This is a genomic window from Paraburkholderia sp. SARCC-3016 (assembly GCF_031119615.1).
Classification (GTDB): Bacteria; Pseudomonadota; Gammaproteobacteria; order Burkholderiales; family Burkholderiaceae; genus Paraburkholderia.
On record NZ_JAVHZD010000026.1, the window covers coordinates 40,087 to 55,780 of the forward strand.

At 64.2% G+C, this 15,694-nt stretch carries 16 protein-coding genes; 13 read left to right on the plus strand and 3 right to left on the minus strand.

Translation table 11 applies throughout. From position 1 onward, the window contains the following. Positions 1-29: 29 nt before the first annotated feature. Together hslO and QYH69_RS24550 are read right to left on the minus strand one after the other, a co-directional pair. Positions 30-992, minus strand: a complete 963-nt coding sequence (hslO, locus tag QYH69_RS24545; RefSeq protein WP_308834330.1) for an Hsp33 family molecular chaperone HslO — start codon at positions 990-992, stop codon at positions 30-32. A 59-nt stretch (positions 993-1,051) separates the two neighbouring features. Continuing rightward, entirely contained in the window at positions 1,052-1,576 is a 525-nt protein-coding gene (locus QYH69_RS24550; RefSeq protein WP_308834331.1) for a gamma carbonic anhydrase family protein, read from the minus strand. Positions 1,577-1,944: 368 nt separating this feature from the next. Here QYH69_RS24550 and QYH69_RS24555 point away from each other — a divergent pair, with 368 nt between their 5' ends. The 10 genes from QYH69_RS24555 to QYH69_RS24600 all read left to right on the plus strand — a co-directional run bounded on the left by QYH69_RS24555 (position 1,945) and on the right by QYH69_RS24600 (position 11,326). Continuing rightward, positions 1,945-2,856 (plus strand): ferritin-like domain-containing protein, encoded by a 912-nt coding sequence (locus tag QYH69_RS24555; protein ID WP_308834332.1) that lies wholly within the window; start codon positions 1,945-1,947, stop codon positions 2,854-2,856. Positions 2,857-2,940: 84 nt separating this feature from the next. Further along, positions 2,941-3,837, plus strand: coding sequence for an alpha/beta hydrolase (locus QYH69_RS24560; RefSeq protein ID WP_308834333.1), 897 nt, complete (start codon positions 2,941-2,943; stop codon positions 3,835-3,837). Between the two features lie 193 nt (positions 3,838-4,030). Next, positions 4,031-4,861, plus strand: coding sequence for a 3',5'-nucleoside bisphosphate phosphatase (locus tag QYH69_RS24565; RefSeq protein WP_308834396.1), 831 nt, complete (start codon positions 4,031-4,033; stop codon positions 4,859-4,861). 70 nt (positions 4,862-4,931) lie between these two features. Then, complete coding sequence (locus tag QYH69_RS24570) at positions 4,932-5,567, plus strand: L-threonylcarbamoyladenylate synthase (protein ID WP_308834334.1); 636 nt, start codon at positions 4,932-4,934, stop codon at positions 5,565-5,567. A gap of 161 nt (positions 5,568-5,728) precedes the next feature. Then, the gene (locus QYH69_RS24575; RefSeq protein ID WP_308834335.1) at positions 5,729-6,391 is read left to right on the plus strand and encodes a site-2 protease family protein; all 663 of its coding nucleotides are present in this window, start codon (positions 5,729-5,731) and stop codon (positions 6,389-6,391) included. Between the two features lie 7 nt (positions 6,392-6,398). Next, entirely contained in the window at positions 6,399-7,601 is a 1,203-nt protein-coding gene (locus QYH69_RS24580; RefSeq protein ID WP_308834336.1) for a tryptophan--tRNA ligase, read from the plus strand. A 31-nt stretch (positions 7,602-7,632) separates the two neighbouring features. Next, the gene (locus tag QYH69_RS24585; RefSeq protein ID WP_308834337.1) at positions 7,633-8,298 is read left to right on the plus strand and encodes a class I SAM-dependent methyltransferase; all 666 of its coding nucleotides are present in this window, start codon (positions 7,633-7,635) and stop codon (positions 8,296-8,298) included. A 42-nt stretch (positions 8,299-8,340) separates the two neighbouring features. After that, positions 8,341-9,279 carry a 4-hydroxy-tetrahydrodipicolinate synthase gene (gene dapA / locus QYH69_RS24590; protein WP_308834338.1) on the plus strand — a complete coding sequence of 313 codons (939 nt, stop codon included), beginning with the start codon at positions 8,341-8,343 and terminating at the stop codon, positions 9,277-9,279. A gap of 138 nt (positions 9,280-9,417) precedes the next feature. Then, entirely contained in the window at positions 9,418-10,545 is a 1,128-nt protein-coding gene (gene bamC / locus QYH69_RS24595; protein WP_075156786.1) for an outer membrane protein assembly factor BamC, read from the plus strand. 7 nt (positions 10,546-10,552) lie between these two features. Next, positions 10,553-11,326, plus strand: coding sequence for an MBL fold metallo-hydrolase (locus QYH69_RS24600; protein WP_308834339.1), 774 nt, complete (start codon positions 10,553-10,555; stop codon positions 11,324-11,326). Between the two features lie 148 nt (positions 11,327-11,474). On the opposite strand, the gene QYH69_RS24605 is transcribed toward QYH69_RS24600, so the two are convergent. Then, the gene (locus QYH69_RS24605) at positions 11,475-12,173 is read right to left on the minus strand and encodes a Bax inhibitor-1/YccA family protein (protein ID WP_308834340.1); all 699 of its coding nucleotides are present in this window, start codon (positions 12,171-12,173) and stop codon (positions 11,475-11,477) included. A gap of 320 nt (positions 12,174-12,493) precedes the next feature. Between QYH69_RS24605 and ndk the strand changes: the two genes are divergently transcribed. The 3 genes from ndk to QYH69_RS24620 all read left to right on the plus strand — a co-directional run bounded on the left by ndk (position 12,494) and on the right by QYH69_RS24620 (position 15,440). Further along, positions 12,494-12,919 (plus strand): nucleoside-diphosphate kinase, encoded by a 426-nt coding sequence (gene ndk / locus QYH69_RS24610; protein ID WP_308834341.1) that lies wholly within the window; start codon positions 12,494-12,496, stop codon positions 12,917-12,919. A gap of 103 nt (positions 12,920-13,022) precedes the next feature. Then, positions 13,023-14,174, plus strand: coding sequence for a 23S rRNA (adenine(2503)-C(2))-methyltransferase RlmN (gene rlmN, locus QYH69_RS24615; RefSeq protein ID WP_308834343.1), 1,152 nt, complete (start codon positions 13,023-13,025; stop codon positions 14,172-14,174). 159 nt (positions 14,175-14,333) lie between these two features. Then, entirely contained in the window at positions 14,334-15,440 is a 1,107-nt protein-coding gene (locus tag QYH69_RS24620; protein ID WP_308834344.1) for a helix-turn-helix domain-containing protein, read from the plus strand. Positions 15,441-15,694 lie beyond the last annotated feature (254 nt).

Here is a 15,694-nt window from a genome sequence, read left to right on the forward strand (position 1 = left end):
CTAAGTAAAAGCGCGCGGACGCCTGTCTGTCAATGCCGCTGATCCGCCGCCGGCGCGACGCCCTCGGACAGGCCGCTTGCAACGAACAGTTGCGCGACGTCGACGGGGTCGAACTCATAGCGCTGATTGCAGAACTCGCAGTGAATCTCGACGTGACCGCGTTCCTCGATCACGCTTTCGACTTCCTCGCGGCCCAGCATCTTCAGCATTCCACCGACCTTTTCGCGCGAGCACGTGCATTCGAAGCGCGTATTCGCCGGCTCGAAATGGTGCACGTTCTCCTGCCAGAAGAGGCGCCGGAACAGCGTGGCCGGCTCTTCGCTGAGCAGTTCGTCGTGCTTGAGCGTGCCGCCGAGCGTGCAGACGCGTTCCCACGTATCGGCGTCGAGCTCGCCCGGGTGCGGGACGATGCCGCCGTCGCCGGGCAGCTTCTGCAGCAGCATGCCGACCGCACGGTCGCTGTTCGCGGCCAGCCACAGCCGCGTATCGAGCTGTTCCGAATGATGCATGTAATGCTCGAGCACCTGCGCGATCGTCTCGAACGGGCCGTCGTCGCCCGACAGCGGCACGATGCCTTGATACGGTTGCTGGCCCGGTTGCTTGTTGTGCGGATCGAGCGTGATCACGCAGCGGCCGTGGCCGCTTGCGTTGATCAGTTCGGGCAGCGTCGACTCGTCGCTGATGTGCCGCGCCGCGTCCCCCGTGAATTGCGCGGAAAACTTCGCCGTCGCGCGCAGCGACAGGTTCGAATTGCACTGCACGACGAGCATCTTCACCGGACCGTCGCCGTAGATCTGCATGATCAGCGTGCCGTCGAACTTCAGATTGGCCGACAGCAGCGCGCACGCGGCCATCATCTCGCCGAGTATCGTGCGCACCGGCGCCGGGTAATCGCGGCGCGTCAGCACTTCCTGCCACGTATTACGCAGCGAGACGATTTCGCCGCGAACGGGCGCCGCGCTGAACATGAATTTTTGCAACTGGTCACTCACAACGTTCCCTCGATAATGTCGTGCAGCGGGCAACTGCCGGTCCGCGGACCGGCGCAGATTCACCCGATCCGCACGAGCTGCTCCTTGTAGAATTCGCGGCGCGTGATGTAGCCCTCTGCCGCGCGCCGCATATTGGCGATATCGGCCTCGGTCAGTTCGCGCACGACCTTCGCCGGCGCGCCGAGAATCAGCGAGTTGTCCGGAAACTGCTTGCCCTCGGTCACGACCGCGCCCGCGCCGACCAGACAGTTGCGGCCGATCACCGCTCCATTCAAGACAATGGCCTGAATGCCGATCAATGCGCCTTCGCGGATCGTGCAGCCGTGCAGCATCGCCTGATGGCCGACCGTCACGTTCGCTTCGATCGTCAGCGGGTAGCCGGGGTCGGTATGCAGTACCGCGTTCTCCTGAACGTTGCTGCCGGTACCGACGACGATCGGCTCGTTGTCCGCGCGCAGCGATGCGCCGAACCAGATGCTCGCATTCTCTTCGACGGTGACTTTGCCGATCAGCGTCGCGGTGTCCGCGACGAACACGCTTTCGTGAACGGTGGGGGCTGCATCGCCAAGCTTGTAGATTGCCACTGTTGCTCCCGGGTGATCTGGGTGGGCGTCGGCCGCTTCCGGCAACGGCGCGCACGGCGGTTGACCGCGGCGATATCATGCCGGAGGGTTGAAGCGGGTATTGTAAACGTTTGTGCACATTGTCCGCGCGACGGTTGGCGGTCGGCATCGGGTGCCATCTGGCGCTTTTCCGATGGCTCCGTCTGGCCGATCCGCGCGTGCCGGGTCGCCGCGCCCGATCCGTGAGCCTGGCTCCGTGCGATTGATCCGGCGAGCCTCGCCCCGTGCGTTTGTTGCTGTGCGCATGGTTCTGTGCGCGTAGTCCCGTGCGCTTAGGCCGGCGCGCTCGATCCGTGCCGTTCGATCCGTGCATTTGCCCCGCTATCGCAATGCGTCCTGCCGTTCCCGTTACCACCGATTCGACAAGCCGCATCCGCTGCGCGCGGTCGGAAGCACTCGACATCCTGCGTGAAGCCGATCCGGCCACGAAGGCACGGGCCGCGCGCACACTGCTTGCGCGCGTGGCCGACGGCACCGCGCACTGGGACGTGCAGCGCCGGTTCGAGGAGCCACCGGGTTTGCCCGGGCGGCCGGCGCGCCCGGAACTCGTCGAGCCGCGCAGGCTCGGGCGGCGCAGCATGCAGTCGGAAGAGGGGCGCGCAGTGCTGCTGCACGCGCTCGCACATATCGAATTCAACGCGATCAACCTCGCGCTCGACGCAGTCTGGCGTTTTGCGGGCATGCCGGCCGCGTTCTACGTCGACTGGCTGCAAGTCGCATCGGAAGAAGCGCACCACTTTTCGCTGTTGAGCGCGCGTCTGGCGGAATTGGGCCACGCCTACGGCGACTTTCCCGCACACGATGGGCTATGGGAGATGTGCGATCGCACGCGCGGCGACGTGCTCGCACGGATGGCGCTCGTGCCGCGTACGCTCGAGGCGCGTGGCCTTGATGCGTCGCCGCCGATCCGCGCACGGCTGCAGCAAGCGGGCGATCACGCGTCGGCAGCGATTCTCGATGTGATCCTGCGCGACGAGATCGGCCATGTGCTGGTCGGCAACCGCTGGTTCCGGTATCTGTGCGAGCTCGCCCAGCTCGATCCGCATCGGACGTATCTGCGGCTCGCCGACGAATATCGCGCGCCGAAGCTGCGCGGCCCGTTCAATTTCGACGCGCGCCGCGCCGCGGGTTTCGATGAGGCCGAGCTGGCTGCGCTGGCAGGGCTCGATGCGCCGCCGGCGATGCAGCCGGCGGGATCGGCGGAATCGACGGGGGCGACGGAACCCGCAGACGGAAACTGAACCGTCCCTCGATCACGATAAGCAGACGCAGGTCGCCTATCTCAATATAATCGAACGATCATTCTTTTTCTGCCAGGGTCGACGATGATCGAATCCCGTTCAGACTTCGTCTCCGTTCGCGGCGTGCGTTTGCACGTGCGCCGCTGGGGCCGCGCGGACGCACCGGCGCTCTTTATGCTGCACGGCTGGATGGACGTTGCCGCGTCGTTCCAGTTCGTTGTCGAAGCGCTGGTCGACAGTGTGGGCGACAAATGGCAGGTCATCGCGCCCGATGCGCGCGGTTTCGGCCTGTCGGACTGGCCCGTGGCGGCGAACGGCGGCGGCCACTACTGGTTTCACGAATACCTGGCGGACCTCGACGCCTTGCTCGACCACTATGCGCCGACCGGTGCGGTGAACCTCGTCGGCCACAGCATGGGCGCGAACGTGGTGTGTCTGTATGCGGGTGTGCGGCCCGAACGCGTGCGGCGCATCGTCGACCTCGAGGGCTTCGGTCTCGCGCCCGCACGTGCCGCGCAGGCGCCGCGGCGTCTGCGCGGTTGGCTCGACGACCTGCGCGAGCCGCCGCGGCTGCGCCGCTATGCGTCGCTCGACGACGTAGCGGCGCGCCTCGTCGCGAACAATCCGCGCCTCGAGCCTGATCGCGCACGCTTTCTCGCGCAGCACTGGTCGAAGCCGGACGGCGAGGGCGGTTACAGGTTGCTTGCCGATCCCGCGCACAAGATCCGCAGCCCGCAGCTGTACCGTCTCGACGAGGTGATGGCCGTGTGGGAGCAGGTCAGCGCGAAAGTGCTGCATGTCGAAGCGTTTGCCTCGCCGACGCTCGCGAGCATCGCCGGCGAGATTCCGCGCGACGAATTCAAGGCTCGTTTTCGCGCCTTTGCGGACTGGCGCGAAGTTATCGTCGACGATGCCGGCCATATGGTCCATCACGATCAACCCGAGCGGATCGCTGCGCTGGTCGATGCATTCTGCGCATGACTTTTTGCGCATAAAAAGCGATGTTCGACGCGTGCGCGCAGCGCGCTTCGGCGTGAGCTCGACAGTCCTTCGCCGCGTTCAGCGGGGCACGGCGCGACGTTCACAAATCCTCTGCGTCTGCTTAGTGCATTGCAGTAAAATGGTCGGACAAGCTTTTTAAGATAGTGATTTCACGAGAGTCATGAGCGCCGTTGTGAACGCCGATCTGCATTGCCATTCCACCATCTCCGATGGCGCATTCGCGCCTGTCGACGTGGCGCGCCGCGCGCATGAGCACGGTGTGACCCTCTGGGCGCTGACCGACCACGACGAGGTCGGCGGTCAGGTCGAAGCGCGCAGCACGGCGCAGGAACTGGGCATGGATTATCTGTGCGGCGTCGAGATTTCCGTGACGTGGGCGGCGCGCACCGTGCATATCGTCGGCCTCAATATCGATCCGGCGTGCGAGGCGCTCGTCGAGGGCCTCGAGCGCACGCGCAACGGCCGCCAGGCGCGCGCCGAGGCGATGAGCGAGCAACTGGACGCACTCGGTATTCCGGGCACGTACGAAGCCGCACTGAAGCTCGCGTCGAATGCGGACATGATTTCGCGTACGCACTTCGCGCGCTGTCTCGTCGAAAACGGGCATTGCAAGTCGACGCAGGACGCGTTCGATCGCTACCTCGCGGACGGCAAGCCCGGTTACGTCGCGCATCGCTGGTCTAAGCTCGCGGACGCGGTGAAGTGGATTCAGCTTGCCGGCGGCGAGGCGATCATCGCGCATCCAGGGCGTTACGACTACACGCCGCTCGAATTCGATGCGCTCTTCGGCGAATTCATCGATCTCGGCGGCAAGGCGATCGAAGTGGTCACGGGCAGCCATACGCCGGACCAGTACCGCGAATATGCGGACGTCGCGCGCCGCTTCGGTTTCGAGGCGTCGCGCGGCTCGGATTTCCACGCGGCCGGCGAGGGCCGCGTCGAGCTCGGCAGCCTGCCGCCGCTGCCGTCCGACCTGAAGCCGGTCTGGGAACGCTGGTTGTGACGCGCGCGCCGCATGGGCACGCACCGTGCGTGGATCCATCGGTACTTCCGCCCACCGAACCGCCGTCATCATGTCCCAATACTTCCGGATCCATCCTGACAATCCGCAACCGCGCCTCATCAAGCAGGCCGCGCAGATCGTCTGCGGCGGCGGTCTGGTCGCGCTGCCGACCGATTCGAGCTACGCGCTCGCGTGCCGGCTCGACGACAAGCAGGCGGCCGAGCGTCTGCGGCGCATCCGTGGGCTCGACGACAAGGCGCTGCTCGCATTGCTCGTGCGCGACCTGTCCGAGCTCGCGAGCTTCGCGATGGTCGACAACCGCCAGTATCGGCTCATCAAATCCGTGACCCCGGGCCCGTATGTGTTCGTGCTCGAGGCGACCAGGGAAGTGCCGCGGCGCCTGTCGCATCCGTCCCGCAAGACGATCGGGCTGCGCGTGCCCGATCACGCGATCACGCTCGCGTTACTCGAGGAGCTCGGCCAGCCGCTGCTCGGCACGACGCTGATCATGCCGGGCGAGACGCGGCCGCTCAACGATCCGGAAGAGATCCGCGCGCGCCTCGAAAAACAGGTCGACCTCGTGATAGACGGCGGCCCGTGTGCGTGCGAACCGTCGACGGTGATCGACCTGACGGGCGACGAGCCGGTGCTCGTGCGGGCCGGCCGCGGCAGTCTCGCGCCGTTCGGCCTCGAACAGCCGGCCTAGCGAACGGCCGACCTTTGCGTGACGACAGCGGCGACAACAACGAGGACCAACGGCAACGGGACCAACGGCAACGACCAACTGCGGCGACCACGGCGATATTTCGAACGTGATCACGCAAACCGGACAGACGCGGCGGGCCGCGTTGTTACAATAGCCGCGCTATGGAATCTTCCCTGATACAAACAATCGTCGTCTATGCGCTGCCGGTCGTGTTCGCGATCACGCTGCATGAGGCCGCCCACGGTTACGTTGCGCGCATGCTCGGCGACAACACCGCCTATGTGCTTGGCCGTGTTTCGTTTAACCCGATGCGTCATATCGATCCGCTCGGCACGATCGCGATCCCGCTGCTGCTGTATTTCGCGACGAGCGGCGCGTTCATGTTCGGCTACGCGAAGCCGGTGCCGGTCGCATTCGGCAATCTGCGCAATCCGCGCTGGGGCTCGCTGTGGGTCGCGCTTGCCGGACCGCTGTGCAATTTCATTCAGGCGCTCGTGTGGGGCGTATTCGGCGTCGCGCTCGCCGCGATGAATATCGAAGAACCATTTTTCACACGGATGGCATCGGCCGGCGTCGGCATCAATCTCGTGCTCGGCGTATTGAACCTGTTTCCGCTACCGCCGCTCGACGGCGGCCGCGTGCTGGCCGCGCTGTTGCCGCCGCGTCCGTCGATCGCGCTGTCGCGCATCGAGCCGTACGGCTTTTTCATCGTGATGGCGCTCGTGCTGACCGGCACGCTGACGAAATTCTGGCTGCGGCCGCTCGTCGGTCTCGGCTACGATGCCGTGACCGCCATCCTGACCCCTCTCGTCTCGCTTCTTTGATCAGACCATGTACCCAGACCGAATTTTCTCCGGCATGCGACCCACGGGCTCGCTGCATCTCGGCCACTACCACGGCGTACTGAAAAACTGGGTGCGGCTGCAGTCCGAGTACCCGTGTTTCTTCTGCGTCGTCGACTGGCACGCGCTGACGACGCACTATGAAACGCCCGAGGTGATCGAAAAGAACGTCTGGGAAGTGCTGATCGACTGGCTCGCTTCGGGCATCGACCCGGCGCAGGCCACGCTGTTTATCCAGAGCCGCGTGCCCGAGCATGCGGAACTGGCGCTGCTGCTTGGCATGAGCACGCCGCTCGGCTGGCTCGAACGCGTGCCGACGTACAAGGAGCAGATGGAGAAGCTGAAAGACAAGGACCTGTCCACTTACGGTTTCCTTGGCTATCCGGTGCTGATGGCGGCCGACATTCTGCTTTATCGCGGTTCGCTCGTGCCGGTCGGCGAAGACCAGGTGCCGCACGTCGAAATGACGCGCGAAATCGCGCGGCGCTTCAACTACCTGTACGGCCGCGAACCGGGCTTCGAGGAAAAGGCGCTGGAAGCCGCGAAGAAGCTCGGCGGCAAGCGCGCGAAGCTGTACCACGAGCTGCGCAATTCGTATCAGCGGGAAGGCGATGACGAAGCGCTCGAAAAAGCGCGCGCGATGCTGCAGGAGTCGCAGAGTCTTTCCATGAGCGATCGCGAGCGGCTGTTCGGCTACCTCGAAGGCTCGCGCAAGATCATTCTCGTCGAGCCGCAGGCGATGTTGACCGAGGCGTCGCGCATGCCTGGTCTCGATGGGCAGAAGATGTCGAAGTCGTACGGCAACACGATCGGCTTGCGTGAAGACGCCGAGACGATCACGAAGAAAGTGCGCACGATGCCGACCGATCCGGCGCGCGTGCGCCGCACCGACCCGGGCGATCCCGACAAGTGCCCGGTGTGGCAGCTGCATCAGGTCTATACCGATGAGGCGACGCACGAATGGGTGCAAAAGGGCTGCCGTTCGGCCGGCATCGGTTGCCTCGAGTGCAAGCAGCCCGTTATCGAAGGCATTCTGCGCGAGCAGCAGCCGATGCTCGAGCGCGCGCAGAAGTACATGGACGATCCGTCGCTGTTGCGTGCCATCGTCGCCGACGGTTGCGACAAGGCGCGCCGTTTCGCGACCGAGACGATGCGCGACGTGCGCGAAGCGATGGGGCTGTCGTACAACTGATGCGCGCGTGTTCCTCGCGGGCGGGGCTCGCATGAGCGGATCGAACGACGAAACTTCAGGCGCGGGGGCGTCGGGGGCGGCATCTGCGCCGACGCCGCACGGGCTCGGCGAGCCATCCCGCTGGGTGCGTCGCTGGACGCATCTGGTCGCGCCGGGCGGCGCGGTTCTCGACGTTGCGTCGGGCGCGGGGCGGCATGCGCGCTGGTTTGCCGCGCACGGGCATCCGGTGACCGCGATCGATCGCGACGTCGCCGCACTCGCGACGATGCGCGACGAACCCAATATCGCCACCGTTGCCGCTGACATCGAAAACGCTGCATGGCCGCTTGCCGCCGATGCGGCATTCGCGGCGGTCGTCGTGACGAATTATCTGCATCGGCCGCTTTTCCCGCAGCTGCTGCGCGCTTTGGCGCCAGGCGGCGTGCTGATCTACGAAACCTTCGCGCAGGGAAACGAGTCGGTCGGCAAGCCATCGAACCCCGCTTTCCTGCTCAAATCGGGCGAACTGCTCGACGCGGTGCGCGGACAGCTTCGCGTGATCGCGTTTCAGGACGGTTTCCTGGCCGGACCGCGGCCCGCGTTCATCCAGCGCATCTGCGCGGTCAAGGAAACGTGCGGGAAGCAGCGAGGCGATGCGGAAAGTGTTGCTTTTCCACCCGGATTGCTGGTTCCCCCGCGTTACGATTTGGCCGGTTAATCCGCTACAATTCCGCTTTATTCAGTAAATTCATCGAGTTCAATGGCATACGAGACCCAGGGCGGCGCCGGCAGCACGCACGGCGCGCGCAACGACAGTATTTGGATTCGCGGCAGCATTCCTGCCATCGTCACTCCCATGCACGAAGACGGCAGTCTCGATCTGCCGGCGTTCCGAAAACTGATCGACTGGCATATCGAAGAGGGCACGAGCGGTCTCGTCGTGGTTGGTACGAGCGGCGAGTCGGCCACGCTGTCGGTTGAAGAGCACATCCTGATGGTGAAGACCGCGGTCGAGCATGCGGCCGGCCGCATTCCGGTCATCGCCGGCGCGGGCGGCAATTCGACCGCCGAAGCGATCGAACTCTCCGCGCAGGCGAAGGAAGTCGGCGCCGATGCGACGCTGCAGGTCGTGCCGTACTACAACAAGCCGACGCAGGAAGGCATCTATCGCCATTTCGCGAAAATTGCGGAAACCGTCGAGCTGCCGGTGATCCTTTACAATGTGCCCGGCCGCACCGTTGCCGACATGTCTAACGAGACGATTCTGCGTCTTGCACAGGTGCCGGGCATCGTCGGCGTGAAGGAAGCGACGGGCAATATCGATCGCGCCGCACACCTGATCAAGGCGGCGCCGCGGCACTTCGGCATTTACAGCGGCGACGACCCGACTGCGATCGCGCTGATGCTGCTCGGCGGCCACGGCAATATTTCGGTCACGGCGAACGTCGCGCCGCGCGCGATGGCGCAGTTGTGCGCAGCGGCGCTCGCCGCCGATGCGAAAACAGCGCGGGAGATTCATCTGAAACTTCTGTCGCTGCATAAGAACCTTTTTATCGAGTCGAACCCGATTCCGGTGAAATGGGTACTGCAGCAAATGGGCCGCATGGAAGGCGGCATCCGTTTGCCTCTTACGCCGCTCGATGCGCGCTACCACGAGGCGGTGCGCACGGCGATGCGCGAAGCGGGACTGCCGGGCTAGAACGGACCGTATCGCAAGCCATGCCGCGCAATGCGCATGCTCGCGTGACCGGCCGCACCGGCGCTTTGTTTAACCATAACGATCACGCCTCGTTCGGGATCCGAACCTGGCACGCGTTCCAGCGTCACGAAGGACCACATGAAACGTTCCGCCCTCTACATCCACGCAACGCGCGCCATCGCGCTGGCGCTTGCGGTCTCCGCGCTTGCTGGTTGCGACACGCTGAACGACGTGCTCGCAACGGACAGGGTCAATTACAAGGACACGCCGACGGCGCCGCCGCTCGCCGTGCCGAACGATTTGACGGCCGCGCAGATCGACCAGCGCTATGAGGCGCCGCCGGTCGGCACCGCGCTTGGCGGCGCGCCGCAGCGCGCGAAGACCGAAGCCGGCAACCTGACCGAGGGTGTGCCGACCGCGCAGGATCCGCTCGGCATGCACATCGAGCGCGACGGCGATCGCCGCTGGCTCGTCGTCGACGGCCGCACGCCCGACCAGTTGTGGCCGCAACTGCAGGAGTTCTGGACCGAGAACGGCTTTTCGCTGAAAACGAACGCGCCGTCCACCGGCATCATGACCACGGACTGGGCCGAAAACCGCGCGAACATCCCCGACGACTGGTTCCGCCGCACGATCGGCCGCGTGATCGATTTCGCGTATTCGTCGGGCACGCGCGACAGCTTCCGCACGCTCGTTTCGCGCGACGCGACCGGCGCAACCGATATCTCGATCACGCACAGTTCGATGGAAGAAGTGCTGACGGGCATGGACAAGACGTCGTCGAAATGGGTCGAACGTCCGCGCGATCCCGCGCTCGAAGCGGCCTTCCTGTCGAAGTTGATGCAGAAGTTCGGCCTGACCGACGCGCAGTCGAAGCAACTGATCACCGACGCGCGCCCGGCGGCGGCGAGCGCCAAACTGGCCGGCGAAACCACGCTGGACCTGCCTGAATCATTCGACCGGGCGTGGCTGCGCGTCGGACTTGCGCTCGACCGCACCAACTTCACGGTCGACAATCGCGATCGCGAGAAGGGTATTTATTACGTTCGCTATGCCGACTCCTTGCAGGAAGTGAAGCGCGAGGGGCTCTTCGGCAAGCTCTTCACCAGTGATCCGAAGAAATCGAAAAGTCCCGAGTACCTCGTCAATGTCCGTCCGACCAGCGACACCATGACGCAGGTCGCCGTGGTCGACTCGAACGGGCAGATCGATACGTCGTCGGACGCGCAGCGCATCGTGTCGCTGCTGCATGCACAGCTGAACTAACGCGGCCGTGCGGTTCGCCAGTCTGGGAAGCGGCAGCGAAGGCAATGCACTGGTCGTCGAAGCCCAAAGCGGAACGACGACCACACGCGTGCTGCTCGATTGCGGTTTCTCGGCGAAAGAAGTCGAACGGCGGCTCGCGCGCATCGGTCTCGATGCTGCGCCGTTCGCCGCCATTCTCATCACCCACGAACACAGCGACCATATCGGCAGCGCGCTGACGCTCGCCCGTCGGTGGTCGGTTCCGTTGTATATGAGCTGGGGCACGGCCCGCGCGGTAGGCGCCGATGAAGCGGACGTCGATTTGCGCGTGCTGTGGGGCGACGAAGCGGTCGCGGTCGGCGATCTTGGCGTGCTGCCTTATACGGTGCCGCATGACGCCCGCGAACCGTTGCAATACGTGTTCTCGGACGGCGCGTCGCGGCTCGGCGTACTAACCGATGTCGGCACGTCGACGCCGCATATCAACGCGGTGCTAAGCGGCTGCGACGCGCTCGTGCTCGAATGCAACCACGACCTCGGCATGCTCGCGACGAGCCGTTATCCCGCGTCGCTGAAAGCGCGCATCGGCGGCAACCACGGTCATCTGAACAATGACGCAGCCGCTGCGATACTTGCTTCGCTCGACCGGTCGCGGTTGCGTCATCTGGTCGCGGCCCATTTGAGTCAGCAGAATAATCTGCCGGAACTGGCGCAGGCTGCAATGGCCGGCGTGATGAACGCCGCGGCAACGGACGTCGTGGTCGCGTCGCAGGACAGCGGTTTCGACTGGCTGACGCTTTAGTTTCGTTCTGATTGCGCGTCAGGGCGGTTCGACAAAAAATCCAGCGCTGAAAACAAAACGCCCGTGACGATATGTCACGGGCGTTTTTCCAACTGAAGCCGGCGAATGCTACAAGGACACGCTTGCGGCCGGCCTCGTTTTCATGAGGTCAGTTGCGGTTGCCGCCGAAGATGCCGAGCAGCGCAAGCAGATTGACGAACACGTTGTACAGGTCGAGGTAAATCGCGAGCGTTGCCGTGATGTAGTTCGTTTCACCGCCGTTCACGACGCGCTGCACGTCGAACAGCATATATGCCGAAAAAATCACGATGGCGAGCACCGAAATGGTGAGCATCAGCGCCGGCAGTTGCAGGAACAGATTCGCGACCATCGCGAGCAGCAGCACGATCACGCCGACGAAGAGCCACTTGCCGAGGCCGGAGAAATCGCGCTTGCTGACCGTGGCGACCGTCGCCATCGCGGCGAAGATCACACCGGTGCCACCGAACGCGAGCATGATCAGCGACGGGCCGTTCGAGAAGCCGAGAATGAAGCTCAGCAGACGCGACAGCATCAGGCCCATGAAGAACGTGAAGCCTAGCAGCACGAACACACCCACTGCGCTGTCTTTCGTCTTCTGGATCGCGAACATGAAGCCGAACGCGATCGCGAAGAACGCCAGCATGCTCATCGCGGGGCTGGTGGCGGCGAACAGGGAGAAGCCCGTGACGACGCCCACCCACGCGCCCAGCACCGTCGGCACCATCGACAGCGCGAGCAGCCAGTAGGTGTTGCGCAGTACGCGGTTGCGTGTTTCGGCCGAGGTGACGACGCCGCCGCGGCCAAAGTTATAGGGGGATTCGTTCATGGTTTCTCCTTGCGTAAGACGCAGTGTTACCCGGTGGTTGCACTATCTGTTCTACGGTGCCGGCGAGCGGATTTGCCGCCGGTCACTCGACCCACCCATCCTAAGATAAGCACGGCGCACAGGAGTTTCAATGCGCTTCGCGTCGATTGCAACCTCAAACGCGAGGCCTTTCCTTGGATTCTGTAAAGCGCGGCGGGTGTTCTGCTGCATTCTGCTTCGATTCTTTCAATGTGTAAGGGTTCAATCGCAATCATACACTGGAACATGCTACAATAGCGGATTCATTTGAATTTGTAACTTCTTAATTTTTTGGAGTTTTTATGGCGATCGAACGCACTCTGTCGATTATCAAGCCGGACGCTGTGGCCAAGAACGTGATTGGTCAGATCTACACGCGTTTCGAAAACGCGGGCCTGAAGATCGTTGCGTCGCGGATGGTGCAACTGTCGCGTGCCGACGCAGAGAAGTTCTATGCCGTGCACCGTGAGCGTCCTTTCTTCAAGGACCTCGTCGAATTCATGATTTCGGGCCCGGTCGTCGTGCAGGTGCTCGAAGGCGAAAACGCCATCCTGAAGAACCGCGAACTGATGGGCGCGACGGACCCGAAGAAGGCCGACAAGGGCACGATCCGTGCGGATTTCGCCGACAGCATCGACGCGAACGCAGTGCACGGTTCCGATGCCGCCGAAACGGCGCGCGTCGAAATCGCGTTTTTCTTCCCGGAAGTCAATGTCTACTCGCGCTAAGCCGCGATAGTGTAGGAATAATGCAGGAGCGGGCGCGAAAGGCAATGCGTTCATGTTGTTTGCTGGATGAACGCAGTCTCGCACTGAAATGGCAGGATTCGATATGACGAGCAGTCCCACCGTCAACCTTCTCGATCTCGACGCCGAAGGGCTCGTCGCATACTGCGGCAGCCTCGGCGAGAAGCCGTTTCGCGCCAAGCAATTGCAGCGCTGGATTCACCAGTACAACGCGGCGGACTTCGACGGCATGACCGATCTCGCGAAGTCGCTGCGCGAAAAGCTGAAGAGCCGCGCATCGATCACGATGCCCGGCATCGTCAGCGACCATGTTTCCGCCGACGGCACTCGAAAGTGGCTCATCGACGTCGGCAATAGCAATGCGGTCGAAACCGTATTCATTCCCGAGGAAGGGCGCGGTACGCTGTGCGTGTCGTCGCAGGCCGGATGCGCGGTCAACTGCCGTTTCTGCTCGACCGGCAAGCAGGGTTTCTCGCGCAATCTGAGTACCGGCGAGATCATCGGCCAGTTGCGCATGGCCGAATTCGCGCTGCGCGCGTCGCTCGGTGTCGCCGGTGGTCGTGCAACGGGCGGCGACGGCAAGGGCGAGCGTGTCGTCACGAACGTCGTGATGATGGGCATGGGCGAGCCGCTGCTGAACTACGACGCGGTCGTGCCGGCCATGCGGCTGATGCTCGACGATAACGCCTACGGCCTGTCGCGCCGGCGCGTCACGCTGTCCACGTCCGGCGTCGTGCCGATGATGGACCGGCTCGGCGCCGATCTGCCCGTCGCGCTCGCCGTGTCGCTGCACGCGCCCACCGACGATCTGCGCGACATGCTCGTGCCGCTCAACAAAAAGTATCCGCTGCGTGAACTGATGGCCGCGTGCGAGCGGTATCTGAAAGTCGCGCCGCGAGACTTCATTACTTTCGAATATTGCATGCTGGACGGCGTGAACGATAGCGAAGCGCAGGCGCGCGAACTGCTCGCAGTGACGCGCAACGTTCCGTGCAAATTCAATCTGATTCCGTTTAATCCGTTCCCGGAGTCCGGGCTTGTCCGCTCGAAACAGGAGCAGATCAAACGGTTCGCGCACGTGCTGATCGACGCAGGGGTCGTCACGACAGTGCGCAAAACGCGAGGCGACGACATCGATGCCGCCTGCGGCCAGCTGGCTGGTGCGATCAAGGATCGCACGCGGCTTGCTGAACGTACGGGGAAGGCGGCGAAAGTAATCGAGGTTCGCGCAGTGTAGCCGCGCCGGGCCGGGCGCAGCGCCGGTTCGGGCGCGCGAGCGGCGCATGGAAAAGCTGCACATAGGGTCGCACATTTTGTTATAAACGGTCTGCGATTGCGGCTCGAGCCTCCGGCACGGGCGGATCGCACAAGAAGAATCGACGCGAAAGGATTTGGGATGAGTGAGCCGCAGCACCCGCAACCGCACGACACCGATAGACATGCCGGGCGTCCGGCGCCGGTCGCCGCACCTGCTGCGCTGCAGCCGGCCGCGCAGGCGGGTAACGAGTCGCTTGCATCGGTGGGGGCGCGTCTTGCTCAGTTGCGCGAATCGAAAGGTTGGTCCATCGAAGATGTGTCCGCGCGCCTGAAAGTATCCGTCACCAAATTGCGCGCGCTCGAGGCAGGCGATTTGAGCCATTTGCCCGATACGACCTTCGCGCTCGGGGTCGTGCGTAGCTACGCGAAAATGCTCGGCGCCGATCCGGCACCTTACACGCAGGCGCTGCGCCGCGAACGCGGCGTGCCGGCGCCGGATCTGACGATGCCGGCATCGGCGGGTGCCGACTTGCCGCGCGGCAAGGTCTCTCTGTCACTTGGCAGCAACGCGCCGCGGCGCCGTTCGTGGCTGTGGGGCGTCGCGGCGGTCGTCGTCGCGCTGATTGCGCTGGCGATGTGGCACACGAACGGCGGGGACTCGAGCGCATGGCTCGCGCGCCTGAAGGCGACGGCTAGCGGCGCCGGCTCGACGAGCGCGGCGAGCGGTGCGGCGGCCAATGTGGCGCAGGGTTCCACGACGGCGCAGCCGGCCGATAACGCCGAAGCATCGGACGCGCAGACGGCAGTCGTTGCGCAATCGGCGTCGCAGTCCGAGGCACAGCAGACGCAGCCGGCCGCGGCTGCGCCGAACGTCGCGGCGAATTCGGCGAATCCGGCTGCGGCGACCGCCAACGCGGCCGTGCAGGCTAGCGCGGCGACGGGCACCGGGGCAGCTGCGAACTCGGCATCGGCGAGCACGGCGCAGGCCGCCCTTGCGGGTGGATCGACGGTCGCAATCAAGGTGACGCAAGACAGCTGGTTCAGCATCCGTCAGAAGGACGGCAAGGAAGTGTTCTCGGGCCTCGTGCACGCGGGCGACAGCAAGGAAGTGAGCGGTGAGCCGCCGTTCAGGGTGACGGTCGGCAACAAGGCCGGCCTCGATTCGATGACGCTCGACGGTCAGCCCGTCGATCCGGCCAAATATGCATCGGCGAAGGGGAATGTGGCACGCTTCGCATTGCCCTGATGACGCGGCGCGGCGGACGGTGTGTCCGCCGTGCTTCGCTTGCGCCGCTCATCGCAACACGCAGGTGGCAGCGAATGGGTGAAGGAATCGGTGAAGCGAACCGGCGCCGCGCTTGCGGACCAATGCGTACGGCATGGTTATATGGCACGAGCGCGACATGAGCACGCGACCCACGCGAGTCACCGAGGGCCGCACTGCTCAAAAGATGGTTCATAGCGGGTTCCAACAGCAGATTTCAATAGCCGGCTCGCTGC

Bases quoted from the DNA above. Each gene is read 5' to 3' on its own strand.
- QYH69_RS24555 (WP_308834332.1), top strand. From the start codon at position 1,945: ATGCGTCCTGCCGTTCCCGTTACCACCGATTCGACAAGCCGCATCCGC.
- QYH69_RS24560 (WP_308834333.1), top strand. From the start codon at position 2,941: ATGATCGAATCCCGTTCAGACTTCGTCTCCGTTCGCGGCGTGCGTTTG.
- QYH69_RS24570 (WP_308834334.1), top strand. From the start codon at position 4,932: ATGTCCCAATACTTCCGGATCCATCCTGACAATCCGCAACCGCGCCTC.
- QYH69_RS24575 (WP_308834335.1), top strand. From the start codon at position 5,729: ATGGAATCTTCCCTGATACAAACAATCGTCGTCTATGCGCTGCCGGTC.
- QYH69_RS24580 (WP_308834336.1), top strand. From the start codon at position 6,399: ATGTACCCAGACCGAATTTTCTCCGGCATGCGACCCACGGGCTCGCTG.
- QYH69_RS24585 (WP_308834337.1), top strand. From the start codon at position 7,633: ATGAGCGGATCGAACGACGAAACTTCAGGCGCGGGGGCGTCGGGGGCG.
- dapA (WP_308834338.1), top strand. From the start codon at position 8,341: ATGGCATACGAGACCCAGGGCGGCGCCGGCAGCACGCACGGCGCGCGC.
- bamC (WP_075156786.1), top strand. From the start codon at position 9,418: ATGAAACGTTCCGCCCTCTACATCCACGCAACGCGCGCCATCGCGCTG.
- QYH69_RS24605 (WP_308834340.1), bottom strand. From the start codon at position 12,173: ATGAACGAATCCCCCTATAACTTTGGCCGCGGCGGCGTCGTCACCTCG.
- ndk (WP_308834341.1), top strand. From the start codon at position 12,494: ATGGCGATCGAACGCACTCTGTCGATTATCAAGCCGGACGCTGTGGCC.
- rlmN (WP_308834343.1), top strand. From the start codon at position 13,023: ATGACGAGCAGTCCCACCGTCAACCTTCTCGATCTCGACGCCGAAGGG.
- QYH69_RS24620 (WP_308834344.1), top strand. From the start codon at position 14,334: ATGAGTGAGCCGCAGCACCCGCAACCGCACGACACCGATAGACATGCC.